The sequence below is a fragment of the Syntrophorhabdales bacterium genome (genome assembly GCA_035541455.1).
In the GTDB taxonomy this organism is placed as follows: Bacteria; Desulfobacterota; Syntrophorhabdia; order Syntrophorhabdales; family WCHB1-27; genus JADGQN01.
In genome coordinates, this window is record DATKNH010000013.1 from 1 (window position 1) to 15,628 (window position 15,628).

At 52.5% G+C, this 15,628-nt stretch carries 16 protein-coding genes; 2 read left to right on the plus strand and 14 right to left on the minus strand.

Features of this window, described 5'->3' with window-relative positions; genetic code table 11:
* Window positions 1-633, plus strand: a 633-nt coding sequence (locus VMT71_01105; GenBank protein HVN22538.1) for a hypothetical protein, incomplete at its 5' end; no start/stop codon positions are given.
* On the opposite strand, the gene VMT71_01110 is transcribed toward VMT71_01105, so the two are convergent.
* From VMT71_01110 to ppcB, 8 genes are all read right to left on the minus strand, one after another.
* Window positions 617-1,006: a DUF120 domain-containing protein gene (locus VMT71_01110; GenBank protein ID HVN22539.1), complete on the minus strand. Its 390-nt coding sequence runs from the start codon at window positions 1,004-1,006 to the stop codon at window positions 617-619. The two genes, VMT71_01105 and VMT71_01110, sit on opposite strands and share 17 nt — an antisense overlap.
* A gap of 92 nt (window positions 1,007-1,098) precedes the next feature.
* Entirely contained in the window at window positions 1,099-1,692 is a 594-nt protein-coding gene (locus VMT71_01115) for a UbiX family flavin prenyltransferase (protein HVN22540.1), read from the minus strand.
* Window positions 1,689-3,023 carry a UbiD family decarboxylase gene (locus VMT71_01120; GenBank protein HVN22541.1) on the minus strand — a complete coding sequence of 445 codons (1,335 nt, stop codon included), beginning with the start codon at window positions 3,021-3,023 and terminating at the stop codon, window positions 1,689-1,691. The genes VMT71_01115 and VMT71_01120 overlap by 4 nt, the downstream gene beginning before the upstream one ends.
* 3 nt (window positions 3,024-3,026) lie before the next feature.
* The gene (locus tag VMT71_01125) at window positions 3,027-3,281 is read right to left on the minus strand and encodes a phenylphosphate carboxylase subunit gamma (GenBank protein HVN22542.1); all 255 of its coding nucleotides are present in this window, start codon (window positions 3,279-3,281) and stop codon (window positions 3,027-3,029) included.
* A 9-nt stretch (window positions 3,282-3,290) separates the two neighbouring features.
* Entirely contained in the window at window positions 3,291-4,736 is a 1,446-nt protein-coding gene (ppcA, locus tag VMT71_01130; protein ID HVN22543.1) for a phenylphosphate carboxylase subunit alpha, read from the minus strand.
* Between the two features lie 49 nt (window positions 4,737-4,785).
* The gene (locus VMT71_01135; protein HVN22544.1) at window positions 4,786-5,316 is read right to left on the minus strand and encodes an HAD hydrolase family protein; all 531 of its coding nucleotides are present in this window, start codon (window positions 5,314-5,316) and stop codon (window positions 4,786-4,788) included.
* A 13-nt stretch (window positions 5,317-5,329) separates the two neighbouring features.
* Complete coding sequence (locus VMT71_01140; GenBank protein ID HVN22545.1) at window positions 5,330-5,887, minus strand: HAD hydrolase family protein; 558 nt, start codon at window positions 5,885-5,887, stop codon at window positions 5,330-5,332.
* A 140-nt stretch (window positions 5,888-6,027) separates the two neighbouring features.
* Window positions 6,028-7,440: a phenylphosphate carboxylase subunit beta gene (gene ppcB / locus VMT71_01145; protein ID HVN22546.1), complete on the minus strand. Its 1,413-nt coding sequence runs from the start codon at window positions 7,438-7,440 to the stop codon at window positions 6,028-6,030.
* A gap of 208 nt (window positions 7,441-7,648) precedes the next feature.
* Between ppcB and VMT71_01150 the strand changes: the two genes are divergently transcribed.
* Window positions 7,649-8,536 (plus strand): LysR family transcriptional regulator, encoded by an 888-nt coding sequence (locus VMT71_01150; GenBank protein ID HVN22547.1) that lies wholly within the window; start codon window positions 7,649-7,651, stop codon window positions 8,534-8,536.
* Between the two features lie 14 nt (window positions 8,537-8,550).
* Here the strand turns inward: VMT71_01150 and VMT71_01155 are convergent, their stop codons facing one another.
* The 6 genes from VMT71_01155 to VMT71_01180 all read right to left on the minus strand — a co-directional run bounded on the left by VMT71_01155 (window position 8,551) and on the right by VMT71_01180 (window position 15,265).
* A complete protein-coding gene (locus tag VMT71_01155; protein HVN22548.1) occupies window positions 8,551-8,970 on the minus strand; it encodes a hypothetical protein in 420 nt (139 codons plus the stop codon).
* 1 nt (window position 8,971) lies between these two features.
* A complete protein-coding gene (locus VMT71_01160) occupies window positions 8,972-10,204 on the minus strand; it encodes a Tm-1-like ATP-binding domain-containing protein (GenBank protein HVN22549.1) in 1,233 nt (410 codons plus the stop codon).
* Window positions 10,205-10,247: 43 nt separating this feature from the next.
* Window positions 10,248-11,399 carry a hypothetical protein gene (locus VMT71_01165; GenBank protein ID HVN22550.1) on the minus strand — a complete coding sequence of 384 codons (1,152 nt, stop codon included), beginning with the start codon at window positions 11,397-11,399 and terminating at the stop codon, window positions 10,248-10,250.
* A gap of 157 nt (window positions 11,400-11,556) precedes the next feature.
* On the minus strand, window positions 11,557-12,621 hold the full coding sequence (locus tag VMT71_01170; protein ID HVN22551.1) for a PEP/pyruvate-binding domain-containing protein: 1,065 nt from the start codon (window positions 12,619-12,621) through the stop codon (window positions 11,557-11,559).
* A 120-nt stretch (window positions 12,622-12,741) separates the two neighbouring features.
* On the minus strand, window positions 12,742-14,583 hold the full coding sequence (locus VMT71_01175) for a PEP-utilizing enzyme (protein ID HVN22552.1): 1,842 nt from the start codon (window positions 14,581-14,583) through the stop codon (window positions 12,742-12,744).
* 34 nt (window positions 14,584-14,617) lie between these two features.
* The gene (locus tag VMT71_01180) at window positions 14,618-15,265 is read right to left on the minus strand and encodes a hypothetical protein (protein ID HVN22553.1); all 648 of its coding nucleotides are present in this window, start codon (window positions 15,263-15,265) and stop codon (window positions 14,618-14,620) included.
* Window positions 15,266-15,628 lie beyond the last annotated feature (363 nt).

A 15,628-nucleotide genomic window follows, 5' to 3' on the forward strand; every position in this document is an offset into this window, starting at 1 on the left:
GCGTGGTGGGCCGAGCAGTTCATCGGCACGGCCTATGACACAGATCCCCTAGGTGATTACGTCAGGAGGTCGCTCATCGTTGCCGACGAGCGTGTTGACTGTATGTATCTCACCTTTCGATCGGTTGAACTGGCTCTGTCAGATAATGCTGAAGGGGCCGTCGATAAGGCGCTTGTGCTGCGCTTCCACACCAGGGGTCTTGTCAAGGATGGAAAGGTAATCAACTACGATGAGCGGTACCAGGACGGGATCGACATGATAGCAAGCGGAAAGTACGGGCTTGAGATTACTGCTACGGTCGGGAAGACCCGTGAGTTCGCCGAGCCGAAGAGCGGTACGCGGTTCGATTTCTTGCCTCCGTCCGAGATACATGCTGCCTTACATCGCCTGAACACAGGTGACATACTCTATTTTGTCAGGGACCCTGCCAGAACCCAGGGAGGGCTCATCGCCCACATGGGCATTATCAAGATTGAAACGAGGAATGACGGTTTGGGCCGATCAGTCTATCTCATACATGCTTCGGGGACAAAGAAAAGAGGCGGGTCAGTAAAAAAAGTGCTGTTGGATGACTACCTGTCACACATGCAGCACGCCGGGGCAAAAATTTCCCGGCTCAGTGAGGCCCGGTAATTTCCAGCTCCAGCTCGATCTCATCACCATCTTTGATATTCAGCGCATCCTTCAGGTGAACCGGCGCGACAATCTCCAGTATCTGCTCCGGGTAGTTCGGAACCAGGGGTATTATGAGGCCGCATTCATACCGTCCGTTGACCCGTCCGCGATAGGTCACCGCATCACAGAAACCTTCTTCACATGAAGCAATTCTGTCTTCGGCCTTTTGTATCAGTTCCTTCTGGATAGCCGGATCTCTCACCTCTATATTGAGCGTGCCGCAGAAAGGCGTGAAGGTGAACTTCTCGCATACTGCCCGATTCACCCAATCTATCGCAAGAAATTTTCCTGATTCGCCAAGCCCCGTGACGACTTTACCCTTAATCTTCATCGTACAGCCCTCGTTGCGGGTTTCGAGTTAAAGAGTTTGACGTTTTGTAACGCGTGGCTCGCAACCCGTAACTCGTAACGTTCTTGTGGGTACTACTTTCTTCCCCGTTCCCGTACCAGCTTCATATTGTTCTTCGTTCCCCACCTCTTGAAGATCTTGGCGTCGATGGAGAAAAGATCGAGAACCTTTCCTACTGTCTGATCAATAATATCGTCGATCGTTTTCGGCATGTGGTAAAAGGCCGGCACAGGCGGCATGATAATCCCGCCCGTTCGTGTTACTTTGGCCATGAGGTCCAGGTGCCCTTCGTGGAGCGGTGTTTCCCTTACCACGAGCACGAGCCTTCTGCGTTCCTTGAGCGTTACGTCTGCTGCTCTGACGAGAAGGTTGTAGTTGAAGGAATTGGCAACCGCAGAGAGCGTTTTGATAGAGCAGGGGATGACGACCATTCCGTCGACCTGGTACGAACCGCTGGCGATGGCTGCACCGATGTCCTCCACGTCGTACACTGTATGCGCCAGGGATTCCAGGTCGGTCCTCGTGTACTCTGTCTCTATGACCAGATTCTTGATGGCTGACTGTGTCACGACAAGGTGTGTCTCAACACCGCAGGCGCGCAGCGCCTTCAGCATGCGCACACCGTAGACCACACCGGTCGCACCTGAAATGCCGACTATGATCCTCATGAACAGACCCCTCCCAGTGATTTGAGAATGCGTTCAATGTTCCTGCGATTCCCGGCTGCTACAGCCGCCTTTTCCTCGAAGGTTTTTCCCTGTGTGGTGGCATCAATTCCCATTTTCGAAACACCCAGGCCGTGCTCAGCCTGAGGGTCGATGGCCTGCGCATGCAGGTCAGGTATGATCAGAATATCCCTGTCAGCCACACACCTGGTAACCAGAGCCCATTCTACATCCCTGAGATTGTGGAGGTCAATATCTTCATCCACCACAACTGCTTTCTTTATGGTCTGGAAGGCAAGTAAAGAGAGCAACAGGTTGCGTATCCTCGATCTGTGAACCGGTTTGACGGAAACCACAACTGAGGACCCAAACGTTTTCTGTACGAATGCAAGATCGACGATGAACGGGAAGAGTTTCTTCAGTGTTTCTTCTATAAGAGCCCTGCTGACGAACGTGAGGTAGGTATCTCCTTCAAGGCTGGTCGGCAGAAGTGCATGATACATTGGTGCGGGTTGGTAGGAGAGCCGATTCACGATCATCGTGGGGCTTTCCTTGTTTGTCATGTAGTAGCCGCTGATTTCCCCGAGAGGGCCGTCCTGTCTCACATCTTTAGTGTCGATGTAGCCTTCGAGATAGATTTCTGCACCTGCCGGCACGTCGATCCGGGCATCGAAGGATTGCACCACCTTCACCCCTTTTCCTTTCAAGCCGCCTGCCATCTCCAGCTTGTCCTGGCCGGGCTGAGCTTTCAGTGCCATCCCCAGGAAAAGAAGCGGGTCCACGCCGATGGCGATAGTGATGGGCATCCTTTCGCCCTTTGCCTTATGTTTCCTGTAAATATCGACAAGAGGAGGGTTGATGATAGCGATACCCATACGGTTCTTGCCCCGGTACTCCATTCTATGGACGCCTCTTCCCACTACGCCCGTATCCGGGTCGCGGGCTGAGGCGATGCTCGTGGTTATGAAAGGTGCCGAATCTTTTTCGTAGTGCTTCAGTATGGGGAGCAATGACAGGAGGTCCCGCCCTTTAACGCTCACCGTCTCCAGTTTTCTTTCAGTCTGCACGGTCTTTGCTGTTTTTTTGAGGCTTTGAAGAAAGAAGTTGTACGGATCATCCGTGTCGAAGATGAGGCGGAAGATTTCGTGCGATGGAACGAGGTTCGCAACAAGGGAGCACGTGTATCCTTTGAGGCTCTTGAAGAGCAGCACTTTCTTTGTGTCCGAGAGTTGCTCTATCAATTGGGGGATGTCTTCCCTGACAACCTGCTCATCGATTTCGAGGAGCAGGCCGTGCTTCCTGGTAAACGCAACGTAGTCCCGCAGCGACTCCATGAATCACATCCCTTCTGGGAAAACGTCGACAAATTCGAGAATCTGCATGGAGCAAGGGGTTTCAATAAGCTGGCCCCTGCCGAGCCTCACCCAGAGTGTCTCAGGATATTTTTTGGGGTCCTTTGATATTCGTATCCTTGCATGCGTCGACCTGTACTTTCCTCGGCCGGGCGTGAGGTCGCGAATTACGGCCACCCACTCCTCATCCTCGCCTAACGCTCCAAAATCTTTCTGTATGTAAGTATCCCAGGTTGCCATAAAGACCTCCTAATCTTTGAAGCCGTAAGTGCGCCATTTTTCGAGCACGCGCTCTTGGATTTGCTTTGGATACGTGCTGCCGAAACTCACCGGGATGGGCAGGTCGGATGTAGGCCATTCGGGCGGAAAGAGGCAGTCGAAGACGACCTTGGGCGTCCTGCTGAATTTCCGCTCCTCCGGGCTCGCGAAGGGATTGAGCGGCGTACCGAAGCCGTGCTCTGTCACGCGTATGCCTCTTACAGGATGGCAGCGCGTGGAGAGCGCGTGAATGATCTCATCCTTGTTGTAGATATCGGTTTTGTCATCTACCACGAGCACCATGTGAAACCACGCGCCGAACTTGCTGCCGAAGACCAACTGGCTGATCTGTGTGGCGATATTGGCGTATATCGGTTTCACGCCCACCACCACAAGATGGTGTGTTGACTCAGGGAGCATGTAGACGCCCGAGATGGGAAGCCCCTGGTCTCGCAGCATTCTTTCCATTTCGAGCGCCATGGAGAAGGAACGGAGCAGCTGCCCTTCATCCGTGGGTACGCCCATGTTTGAAACGGCCATGATAGGTTTCTTGCGCATGGTGACTGCTTTTACGCGGTAGACGGTCCGCTTGTCGCGCGGGCTTGTCCTGTAGCCGGTGTACTCACCGAATGGTGCCTCTTCAATGGTGAGGTTGGGCACAATGACGCCCTCGATGATGATCTCGGCGTGGGCCGGCACATAGAGATCGCATGTTTCACATTTGACGAGTTCAACAGGCTCTCCCATGAGCTGACCCGTGAAATCAGATTCTGCAATGGGGCTCGGTGCGGAACTTGCTATGGCCGAGAGAGGATCAGGGCTTATAACTGTGGCGAAGGGCATGGGAATATTTCGCGGCGCGTACTTGCCGTACAGCATCTTGCCCATGTCCGAGAAAGGCAGCACCGGTCCGACCATTGTCTTTTCGTCAAAGAGCATCTGGCGATACATACCCCAGTTGACGAAATCCGTGTCGTAGTCTTTCGCCACAACAAAGTGCCATGTGCAGATGTAGCGGCCTCCATCACCGTCGTGGACCATGGGCGCAGGAAGGTTAAGAAGGTTCGCGTCGTCACCCATGAGAATCTTTTCTTTGCAGGGGGCATCCTTCTTATCGATAATGCGCGGTGGGATGGCCGGTCCGCTGGTTCTTTTCAAGTATTCCGTCTGGATCTCAGGAATTGTCGCCTCTGGAGGCAGTCCAAAGCAGATGGCGAGGCGGCGCCACGTGGCGATCGGCGCGCCGAATGCCTCAAATTCGGGATACTCTTTTATCTTCTTGAAGTAGGCGGCCGGTGATTTGCGTTCGCACATTCTACGCACGATGGCGCCCATCTCAAGGTCCCAGTCCACCTCCTCATTGATTACGACCAGATCACCCGTCTTCTGCAGTGCTTCAATGTATACTCTGTTGTCTTTGTAGTACTTGTAAGCCATCTGTTACCCCCTCTATTCGTTAGCCGTGAGCCTTTGGCCTTTGTCCTTCTTATCCGTACTGCGCTACAAACTGGTCCCACTTGCCCTGTGCCCTTAAAATAAACTCGGCCAGTTCACGGGCTACTCCTCTACCTCCGCCGGCCTTTGTAACGAGGTCAGCGATTGCTCTGGCCTCGGGCGAGCCGTCTGCCGGAGCCACAGAGAAGAAGACCCGCTTCATGATCCCGAGGTCGATCATCTCATCGCCCACGTAGCATATGTCGTCGTCCTTCAGCCCCGACTGCTTCTCGAACTCGTCGAGCCTTGCCATCTTTGCTGAACTCCCCCAGAGCATATCAGGTGGAACACCGTAAATTGTTGCCATCTGTTCCACGTCTCTCGCGACCTTGCTTGTCAGGAAGGAAACGCCGACGCCGGAATCCATGAGTGCCTTGATACCGATGCGGTCATGGAGGCAGAACGCTTCAGACTTCACGCCGTCCTGTGTGTAAAAGAGCGTGTTGTCTGTGAGTATGCCATGAATATCGAAGATAACGAACTTCACTTTTTTTGCTTTTTCGGTTGCATCTGCCTGGCTCATAGACTCACCCCCCTTATTTGTAACCCATCTTTGTTACCTTCTCCACCCACTCATCCCACTTGCCCATTGACCGCAGGATGAATTCACATACTTCCCTTATCGGGCCTTTGCCCCCTGGCGCTGCGGTCACGTAGTGGGCCAACTCTTTCACTTCTGGAATGGCATCGGCCACGGCCACCGCAAATCCTGCTTTTTTCATCAGCGGGATATCCGTCAACTCGCAACCGATGTAGCCGATCTGCTCGTCTGTCAGATTCAAATCTTTCTTCAACTCTTCCAGTTTGGCCGCTTTGTCCTTGACTGCAAAATACATCTTGTCCAGCTTCAGCTCCTTCGCCCGATACAATCCTTCCCCATCAATAGAGGTGGAATCGAGGAAAACAGGCTTGATGTCATTTGCCATCATCGACAGATCGCCAAAGCCGTCCATGTGCCAGAAGGCGTAGCGCCTGTTTCCTTCCACATCGCAGAAGACCGTATTAGTCGTCAGTACGCCGTGAATATCATGGGCAAACAGCTTTATCTTCTTTGCTCTCTCTTTCGCAGCGTTCATATCCTTTTCCGATGCCATCGCTTCTCCCCCTTAGTCTATTAATGGGGCTCGCGTCGCCCCCTCCATCGGCAAAGCCGCCGGAGCCTCCCCTTCTCGCTCGCGGCGCTCGCTAGATAGATTTCGCGGCCGATCCGCAAGCGGGTCCGGGCTCGCGCTACTCAATCTATTCCATACTCAGCCCATCTGGCCTTCACTTTAGAAAGCATGCCTTCCGAGAGTTTGATCTCTGAAGGTTTGACCTTCCAATCAAACGGTATGGTGGCGTCCATGATGATGCGTGACGTGATGAACTTGTTTTCGTCGGCGCCGATTGCCGGGTCTAGAGGAGTTGACCTTCCCCTGTTGATGATCTGTGTGCCGCGCGAAGGGCTGTAACGCGTCCCCAGCGCCCACCAGACTCTCGGGAGATCGTCTGCGTCAATATCGTCATCTACGATAATAACGCATTTAATGCCGTAGGTGCCCGTATTACTCGCGATGACCGCAGCCCCTACCTGATCCGCGTGACCGGGGTACATCTGCTGGACCGAGACCACTACAATGAAACGTCCTGAGCCTTCCGGCAATGTGTAAACCGATTTTATGCCGGGGATCTCCATCTTGGTAAGATCGGTCCACAGGGATGCATTACGCGTGAAGGCGTAGAGCATGTGCTGATCACCTACGGGCCTGCCCACGCTTGTCTCCCACAGAATGGGATTGTTTCTGAAATAGACGCGCTGTACGTTAAGTGCCGGCTTTGGGATAGGCTTTATCAGCTCCTCCGTGTAGTACCCGGTGTATTCACCGAAGGGCCCTTCGTTACGGAGCTGCTGCGGGTCGATCTCTCCTTCCAGAACTATCTCCGCAGCAGCGGGAATGGGCAGGCCTGTGAGCTGCCCCTTCACCACTTCAACGGGCTCACCGCGCAGAGAGCTCACAACATCGTACCCGCTCTTGGCCTTGACGGTCGCAGCGCTCGCAAAGATATGGAGGGGATCCCCGCCTATGATGGCACACGCCGGCATCTTCTTGCCGGCCTTGCCATACTTCTTCATGATCCGGTCTCCGGTTTTCCCTTTGAGTATCTGGACTCCTATAGTCTTGTTGTCGAGGATGCCCATACGATAGGTGCCCAGGTTTATGTTCCCCGTCTCCGGGTCCTGCAGAACCATGAATACTGCGGTGCCGAAGTAGCGTCCTCCGTCCAGCTCATAGAATTTCGGAGAAGGAAAGGCAAACGTGTCCACTTTATCAGCCTCGACGATGTTTTCGAAGATAGGGCCGTCTTTCACTTCCTTCGCCCGAAGCACCTCTTTGACTGCGATATTCACCCATTCCTTTGTGAGCTGCACCATGGAGAGGTCCGGGTTTTTGCCGAGTATCATCGCCAATCTCTGCGTTGTACCGAACGCACCGGTCAGGACGGGACTCTTATATCCCTTCACGTTCTCAAATAGAAGTGCAGGGCCACTTTTCTCTTCAACGATCTTTGCGACATGAGAGATTTCCAGATCCCAATCAACCTCGGCCTTGACTCTCTTCAGTTGACCTACCTTCTCACACTGTGCCACGAAATCCCGAAGATCCATAGACACCCCCTTTTCAGTGAACAGTTAATAGCGAGCAGTTGAAAGGAACAAACATCCGGTAAACAGTAAATGTATCAGCCGGATCAAGAGAAACGCTGCAGTGTTTACGGCTGCTCACTGCTTACCGCTCACTATTCCATTTTACCCATTCTATGATATCTGCTTGACATGTCAATTTATTTGTTCTTATATTCTATAAGTAAAACTTATGCTTTCCTATTCCCTTGGCTCTCTCATTGTCTTTTCCAGAGTGGTTCAACACAGAAGTTTCTCCAAGGCGGCGGATGCCCTCCTTATGACGCAGCCGGGAGTTTCGAATCACGTTGCGCAGCTGGAGGCGCAGACGGGCCTGAAGCTCCTGAAGAGGGACAGGGGAAAATTTGAGCTTACCAAGGAAGGCAGGGTGATCTATCGTTACGCGCAGAAACTGGAAAAGATGGCAGAGGATCTGGAGAATACTCTGCGCACGTTGCACAAAGAACTGCGCCCTTATCTTCGCATAGGGACTGTGCCTACGTATTCGAGGATCATGATGCCCTACGTGCTGGGAGATTTTCAGAAGACGTATCCAAACATAAAGATAAGGCTGGACGTGGGCTCTTCCAATGAAATGAAAAAAAGCCTCGTCGCCGGCCAGAACGATATCGTTATCGCAGCCACGCTTCACGTCTCGAAGAAGATGCAAGCCTTCCCGGTCCTGAGGGAGGAACTCGTATTGATAACGGCCAATGGTCACCCTCTGGCACGCAGGAGGACAGTCTCTCTATCCGACATTAAAGCCTACCCTTTGATTATCAGGGAGGAGGGTTCTGCAACCCGGGATGTGGTGCTTGCAGCCTTTTCACGAATTGGCATTGCTCCTTCCGTGCTGATCGAAGCAAAAAGTACTGAATTCATCAAGGAGTGGGTAGCGCAAGAAAAGGGTGTTTCCATACTTATCAGGCGTGCCGTGAACGAAGAAGAGGATAAGTCCATCACCCGTATCTCTTTACGCGACCCCCTTTTCCTGGAGGTTTCTGTCCTCTTCCTCAAGGCGAGGCGCTATGATCCTTCAATCCAGAAATTCGTCAGCCACGTGAGAGAACTGCGGTTGTAAGCGTCCGATGGAGTCTACGTTCTAGTTTTGCATTTCTTGATGATTTTTTCTGGAAGCTCGCTGCAGACTTCCTGAACAATCTTTATCTCATCCTCCGTCAGCTTATCCCAGTGAATACCTGCGGTGACTACAGCATTGCGGTTGAGTCTGCGGGCGAGTTCCTCGGCAAGCGGTTTGACCAGCAGGTCTTCCTTGTGGCCCGCAAATGTGAAGACTGAGCTGGTAGCCGATGTCTCTTCAGGGTCTTTGAGGCTCTGGCGCGGCTGGGCCATTCCGACGGCGCCTACGTGAGGGTATGTGCCGCCCCATACGGCCACCAGGATGTCCGGACCCATCTCGTAGATGATTGCGCTTACCTTGAACTTCCCCTTTCTTACGGATACTGCGCCAGATTTTACAGAAGATGAAAGACCTGTGCCGGGAGCGGCTGCCACCTTACAGTGTCCCCGCCCGTGAGGCTCTTATCATGCCGTCAAGAATATCGACCGCCCGCTCTGCGAAAGCAGGTTCGCTTATGTGTACGTCGAGTTCTTCCACGGGTATGCGTGGATCAAGGAGCGATTTGAGCTTTTCTGTAAAGATGCGATCAACAGCAGGATCAAAGAGTGCCATACCTTGCTTGTCTGCATCCGACCAGCCTTTCGTGGGGATGAGCACCCGAGCGGGACCTCTACCTTTATTCAGCTTCTCTGCCACTATGCGAGCAAACTTTTCCATTTCAGGAGCTTCCATGCGCACACAGAACCGAGTGTCATGGCCGTGAATTCTTCTTCCCTTCAATTCGTCAGGCATAGGATAATACGGGCTGAATACGGCGTTGTCAAGCCCACCCGGCGCGAAGATAAGCGGGATGCCCATTCTGCCCGCGGTCTCAAGCCGCTCCGGTCCTATTCCTTTGCAGTACCCTCCGAACATCTCATCGGCTATCTCATGAGGATTGAAATCGAGCGCACCTGCAATGAGGCCTTCTGCGATCATCTCTTCCATCGCCATACCGCCGCAACCATTCGCATGAAAACCGATCATATCGTATCCTCGCGCATCCAGAAGCGGCTCTGCGAGCACTGCGCAGCCGGAATTGATCCCGTACGCAGTAACGCCGACCATAGGCCGTTCTGTTCTGATCGTGCTCTCCTTTTCCATCATGCCGCAGACGGCATAGGCTGCCTGGGCGAGGATATGGCGCATGAAATCGTTAAACCCCAGAAGGTCTGCTACCGAGTGAAACATCAGGATATCTTTTGTCCCGACATACTCTCTGACGTCCCGTGACGCGACCGTAGACACGGCCACCTTGGGGAAACCGAAGGGCAGCGACCGCATGATTGAAGTTACTATAGCGGTTCCCGTACCGCCTCCGAGACCTATGACGCCGTCTATCTGACCTCTTTGTTGAAGGCGCGTTGCGATGATGGCCCCGCCCGTTTGAACGGTCCTGACTGCATTTGACCTGGTCTGCTTTGTGATGCTCGCAGCCAGATCTGAGCCGGCTGCAGATGCAAGATCGTCACGCGTAAGGTCGGGAGGCGCCTGGGGTGGGCCGAGGGTTCCCACGTCCATGAGCATTGTCTTGACGCCCCGCCCCTCGGCGCACTCCTTGATGTAGGCTGCCTCCCGCCCCTTGGTGTCCAGTGTGGCAATAACAAGAAGTCTTTTTCGTGAACTCATGCAAGCCTGATAGAATTCTCCGCTCGGTTTACTGCCCCTCTTCCTAGACGCTTTGGTCTGGCGGTGGGGTTCCGGGCGGTGTAGGTAGCGTCAATGGCCATCTCAGAAAAAAGGCGTTGTGGGCAATAAAGCCCGGTGCCAAAATACAAAGGTTGAGATAGATGATGAGTATGTTTATGTCTGCAGGAAGCTTGGCAGCTGCTACACTGTCAGCCACTGGTCCCAATATCACATTGCAGATGGCTATCCAGATGGCGCTGATCACGATCACTATTACGAAGGCCGCAACCGCCCTTGCCGCTCCCGTAAGCTTCGTGATCCCCCAGAACTGAAAATGCCAGGAGTAAAAGAGCGACCAGGTGATTATAGAAGAAGCCACGGCCCCAAAGGAGAACGAGGGGCTGACACCAAGTGCCAGGCTCCCCTGCCAGCAAATCAACGCGAGAATGTGCGAAAGGATGGTCTGGCCTATAGCTGCTCCGGGATGCCCCCATTTCCTGAACGGCCAGCCCTGCGTTACAAACACCGGGCAGAACACGAAAAACCAGGCGATTGCCCATACAATGTATCCGGTAAGCCAGTTCACATTGAGAGGACCTTTATGGTCCATCGGGGCATTGGCAACAGGTGTTCCGTCAAGATTGGTCAGGAAATTCCAGACTAGGATGGTAACGACCATGACAACAATGAACCCTGCCACCATAGTGCCCCAGGGATGGAGTCGTCCTTTAAAGGGCCAGGTGTTCCAGTTCTTGCCGTAGAGGAGCGTACACCAGAACCCTATTGCGCCAAACCAGAGATAGAGAGGCCCTATCGGCCACTGCGGATAGACGAACCGCATGAAAAGCAAGATGACAAACGTGAATATGCCCCACAGGATGGTCATTTTGACTCCCACTGCGAAGCGAGACATTGCAGGCGTCCAGTTACCTGCAGGAGGCGCGCACGGAAAGCAATCCCCTATAAGTACCAGGTGCCCTTCCGCGATGAGCATGATAAGAATGGCAGGCAGAAGTTTCAGTACAAGCAATGCCGGCGGCACGGCGTACACAAAAAGAATTGTGCCAAGGATGGTGAGACCGATGAATTGGATGAGGCCACCCAATCTCCCTTCGGGACCAACACCGATCTTCGATTTCGTATCGTCTCCAAGTACCTCCCCCGCGCCAATTGTTGCCTCTCTTTCATTCCCCATAATCTCCTCTCCCCTTTTTTGTGCACTTGTTCGATGCCTTGCACTATGCGCCGCTTGCCGTTCCCCTCGCGGTCGCTTGCATCGCCCCATCTCTACCGATCAGCCGCTTCGAAACCTGCCGCTCTCTTGATCATCCGATGCGATTGAGCATGCGAACCTATTTTATCCTCACCCCCGTCAGTAACTGGCCTAAGATGCGGTCCATGGCATCTTTCTTCTGTTCAGTTTTTGGCGCAACCTCCTTCTTGCTCCAGACGGATTCAGGTCTCACCTGGAGAATGATGATATTTTCGGGGAACTGAAAATCGGCATCGATCCCGAACTCGATGTCGTAAGGTTTTCCATAATAGTTCTCGATCAATTTTCCGACGCGGGCAAGCTCTTTCAATTCAAAGTGTGTGAGACAGGGAACACACCTCATCTCCTCAGGCACTTCTGTCTGCAGGATGTCGCTCCCATTCTCCCGGTAAACGCATTGGGTCTCTTTGCTGCCTATGGTTGTCTTTATGGTGTCGAGGGTGATCTTGTCGACAAGGTATGTGTCTGGCGTTACCATGCCGCTGACTACAGCCTCTCCGAGACCGCAACTCGCATCAATCGAAATTTTTGAAAGATCGCCGTTCACGGGGTTAATGGTAAAGATTATCCCCGATACTCTGGAGTTGACCATCTTAGGGATACCGACGCCTATATTGAAGAGGAACGGCATTCCCTTGTTCATGCGGTACATGATAGCTTCGACATTGTAGGCACTGGCCCAGCATCTCTTGACGTAGTCGATAAGGTCCTTTTCTCCGCGTATATTGAGATATGTCTCCATCTGGCCCGGCATGGATACGGCGCCACTCGATCTGACTGCCACAGGACAGACGCCCGTCTTGCTCCTTTCGCAAAGCTTCTTGTAATTGGCGAGTATATCTTCTTCTATGTCGGATGGTACCTGCGCGTTTTCAATTAAGCGAATGCCTGTTTCGCTTGCCTGCTTTGCGGTTTCAAATGTCACCTGACCAAGCTCAGTTAGCAGTTTCTCCAGCTCTGATTTTATTCCCGTATCAACAATAAATTTCTCGTTGGCATAAATGGTGATGCAAAATCCCGGAGCGACCGGTATGCCCGCTTTGATCATTTCTCCGAGATTGGCATTTTTCTTACCGACGAGTGGAAAGTCGTTACCGTCCATTTCGTCGTACCAGATGGTGAGCCTTTTTTCTTTTTCTGTCATCTTGTTACCCCCGGACTCTGAGGCTAAGGCCAAGGTCGAGGTTATGAAATAATTGCATGATGCGAAGCGCTGATCTTTTCGTTTTTCTCAACCTCAACCTTAGCCTCAACCTGTTCTAACCTATTTTGCTCTTTCCAGTATCTGCACTAACCCGGTGTCGCCGTTGATCCGGAGCAGATCACCCGTTTTTATCAGCTGTGTGCCCTTGCCTGTCCCGACAACGGTCGGCAATCCGTATTCCCTGCAGACAATGGCAGCGTGGCACATAGGGCCACCCACGTCGGTCACGGCCCCTGCAATCTTGACGAACGCAGGTGCCCAACTGGGCGACGTGGTGGTCGCCACCAGTATCTCTCCCTCTTGAAGATCAGCAAGCTGGTCCACGGTCTTCAGAACCCGGGCCTTTCCTTCGACCACACCGGATGAGCCTGCAGAGCCCTGGATCTCATTCTGCGCTCCTCCTTCTGCGGGGCCGGCGAGCCACTTCTGGAGGGCATCGTTGGTGACTCCCCAGAGGACAATGGTGAAGGGCTCTGTCACAACGTCTGGTGGCACGCCAAGCGCCGGCGGCGGGGTCCACTGTTTGAACTTTTCGTAAACACCCTTTCTCCAGGCAATCTCTTTCGGCCAGTAGGAAGGTCCTCTCGCCCTCACCCCCGTTGCCCAGGAGGTGACATGATCCCAGAGCGCCTGTTTGATCTCATCACGCCTCAGGAACCAGATGTCCTCGTCGGCATTTTCGATGAATCCCGCATTCTGAAGGATCTGGCCCACCTGGCGGACCTTCCCCCAGAAAAGGCTGTGAAACCAGTGCTCCACGTAGAAATTATGATCCTCAGCGTAAGGCAACACCAACCGAGCTATAGCCAGGCCTTGATCGAATGCCTCTCTGTCAGCATCGGTCTTTATCAGCTTCCTGTACTCACCCGCGATCCGATCACGCTCCTTGAGAATCTGGGCCGTCGGTCTGCCGATCTCCTTGCCTGCTTTAAGGGTTTTAATGTTAGTCCGGATATTATCGAAGGGAACGTTAAGATTATCATTCCAGCTGATATGTGTGTGATACCAGCCTGTGCCTGTAGACATGTAGAACCACGGGTAGCGCGCTTTTTCCAGTTCCTTGAGCCACTCCTTGCCCACAGGATGCTTCTCCAGTTCCTTCATGAGCTCATCGGCTTTCAATGGTTTGGCGAATATGTCTTCGATACCGACTTCGATAGCGAGTTTCGCCAGCCTTATCAGTTCAGCATCGGGCTTGAAAAGGATAGGATCAAAACCGGCCGACATCTTGACCAGCGTTGATATCGGTACATCTGGAAAAATCTGGTTAGCCGTGCCGAAGAAAGTCACCTGCGCAGCGTAACACAGGTTCAGGAATTCAAAATGATACTGCCAGCACAGCAGGCCAAGGTCGATCAGCTCATCGTATCTTCTGAGGAGCTCGTAGCCGCTCCCCTTTCCAAGCCCGTCCTTGATGACGCTGATATCCTCCATCACGGGAAGGTCGGTAAAGTTCATTGATTCGAGTTTATCGATCGTGGCGGTCATCTTCTTCTTCCAGTTTTCATACAACCTGTCCCAGTTCTGGAAATAATACCCTGCGCGCTCCATAAAATGCGGCACCCGCTTTCCCACTTCCTCAGGGTCGGGAACGCCGACAGGGCTGATGTACACATACCCGTTAACGATCCTGTGGTCGATGCCGAGGGCGGGCGGGATGATGTAATGGCGGGTGTTATATTGCGAAAGAGCCAGAGACCACGCTTCATCCCAGATGAGATCGAAAGGATAATGAGGCTCCGGGTAATGGAGGCCATCATAGAACCATATCTGGCTGCTCTCAAATTTGGCACGTTCAGGATCTTCTTTGGAGAAGATATACTGATAAGGGTACAGCTTCTCCCAGCCTTCCGTTCCCGGAATCATTGGTACATCGTGTGGGTCCGTAAATGTTTTCGCCATAAATTCCTCCTCCCCTTTTTTTTAGTGGCGCTAACTAGAGTCTGAACCATCGCGGTTCATCGAACCGCTCGGTACAACGCAGCACACGGCTCGCGTAGTTCAATACATACTTACCCTTCAGCTTTAGGTTGAGTTTTCTAAACTCCTCGTTATTCAGGAGGCGCCCGATGTCCACCGGATCTTTGAAAGTGAACTCGCTGACGATTTCGCTGACTCCACCAAGAACAACGTTCCATCCGCCTGTCACTTCCATGTAATCTATTTTTTGGATAGTGGGCAGGTATTCCTTGACGATGAAGTCCGCGTACTCTTTTTTTACTCCCGGCTTCAGGTCGTAGTACTGATTAAATTTCCACACACCTTTCTGAATAGTGTATGTTTCTCGCTTTACCCTGCCGGTCGGCTCGAGGACGGTGGTCCTGTAGCTGTAGACAAGCGATTTAACATTTAGTGAAAGCTGTTTGAATCGTTCACTCGTAATAACGCGGGAAAGCAGTTCGAGGTCGGTTGCCAGGTTGACGCCTATCACCCTTGGGCCAAAACCGACCTCAACGTAATAGCCTCCGACCGGCGTGAGCCCTGTAGCTGCTAACTCCTTCAGGTAGGTACCGGCGATAAAATTCGCGTATTCGTCCTCTTTCCCCGGAATGATGTCATAGGCTGTAGTGAACAGAACAGACATAAAAACCTCCTTGGCTCATCGTGACATTACTTTGCGTGGATCTCATCTCCACACTTGACTAAGGCAGTTCTGACTACGATTGATTTGAATTTTGTGCAAAAACAGAAACATAACTGCAATTGTATAATGAGCAGTGAATATGTCAACTAATTTATTTTTATGCTATATAAGAAAAACTTATATGAATTTTGACAGACTTGTCCGCAAAAGAGTTGAGCCGGTAAATCGTAATCTGATAAACTGCGTCATGTCGCCAAAAGATCAGGCTCAAGGTTCAAGGCTAAAGGTTAAAGACAGGGGAGATGCTGGGTTTCGGCCGCAAACTCGTAGCCCACAACTGGTAAATCGTAACGGTTCTCTAAA

Bases quoted from the DNA above. Each gene is read 5' to 3' on its own strand.
- VMT71_01110 (HVN22539.1), bottom strand. From the start codon at position 1,006: ATGAAGATTAAGGGTAAAGTCGTCACGGGGCTTGGCGAATCAGGAAAA.
- VMT71_01115 (HVN22540.1), bottom strand. From the start codon at position 1,692: ATGAGGATCATAGTCGGCATTTCAGGTGCGACCGGTGTGGTCTACGGT.
- VMT71_01120 (HVN22541.1), bottom strand. From the start codon at position 3,023: ATGGAGTCGCTGCGGGACTACGTTGCGTTTACCAGGAAGCACGGCCTG.
- VMT71_01125 (HVN22542.1), bottom strand. From the start codon at position 3,281: ATGGCAACCTGGGATACTTACATACAGAAAGATTTTGGAGCGTTAGGC.
- ppcA (HVN22543.1), bottom strand. From the start codon at position 4,736: ATGGCTTACAAGTACTACAAAGACAACAGAGTATACATTGAAGCACTG.
- VMT71_01135 (HVN22544.1), bottom strand. From the start codon at position 5,316: ATGAGCCAGGCAGATGCAACCGAAAAAGCAAAAAAAGTGAAGTTCGTT.
- VMT71_01140 (HVN22545.1), bottom strand. From the start codon at position 5,887: ATGGCATCGGAAAAGGATATGAACGCTGCGAAAGAGAGAGCAAAGAAG.
- ppcB (HVN22546.1), bottom strand. From the start codon at position 7,440: ATGGATCTTCGGGATTTCGTGGCACAGTGTGAGAAGGTAGGTCAACTG.
- VMT71_01150 (HVN22547.1), top strand. From the start codon at position 7,649: ATGCTTTCCTATTCCCTTGGCTCTCTCATTGTCTTTTCCAGAGTGGTT.
- VMT71_01160 (HVN22549.1), bottom strand. From the start codon at position 10,204: ATGAGTTCACGAAAAAGACTTCTTGTTATTGCCACACTGGACACCAAG.
- VMT71_01165 (HVN22550.1), bottom strand. From the start codon at position 11,399: ATGGGGAATGAAAGAGAGGCAACAATTGGCGCGGGGGAGGTACTTGGA.
- VMT71_01170 (HVN22551.1), bottom strand. From the start codon at position 12,621: ATGACAGAAAAAGAAAAAAGGCTCACCATCTGGTACGACGAAATGGAC.
- VMT71_01175 (HVN22552.1), bottom strand. From the start codon at position 14,583: ATGGCGAAAACATTTACGGACCCACACGATGTACCAATGATTCCGGGA.
- VMT71_01180 (HVN22553.1), bottom strand. From the start codon at position 15,265: ATGTCTGTTCTGTTCACTACAGCCTATGACATCATTCCGGGGAAAGAG.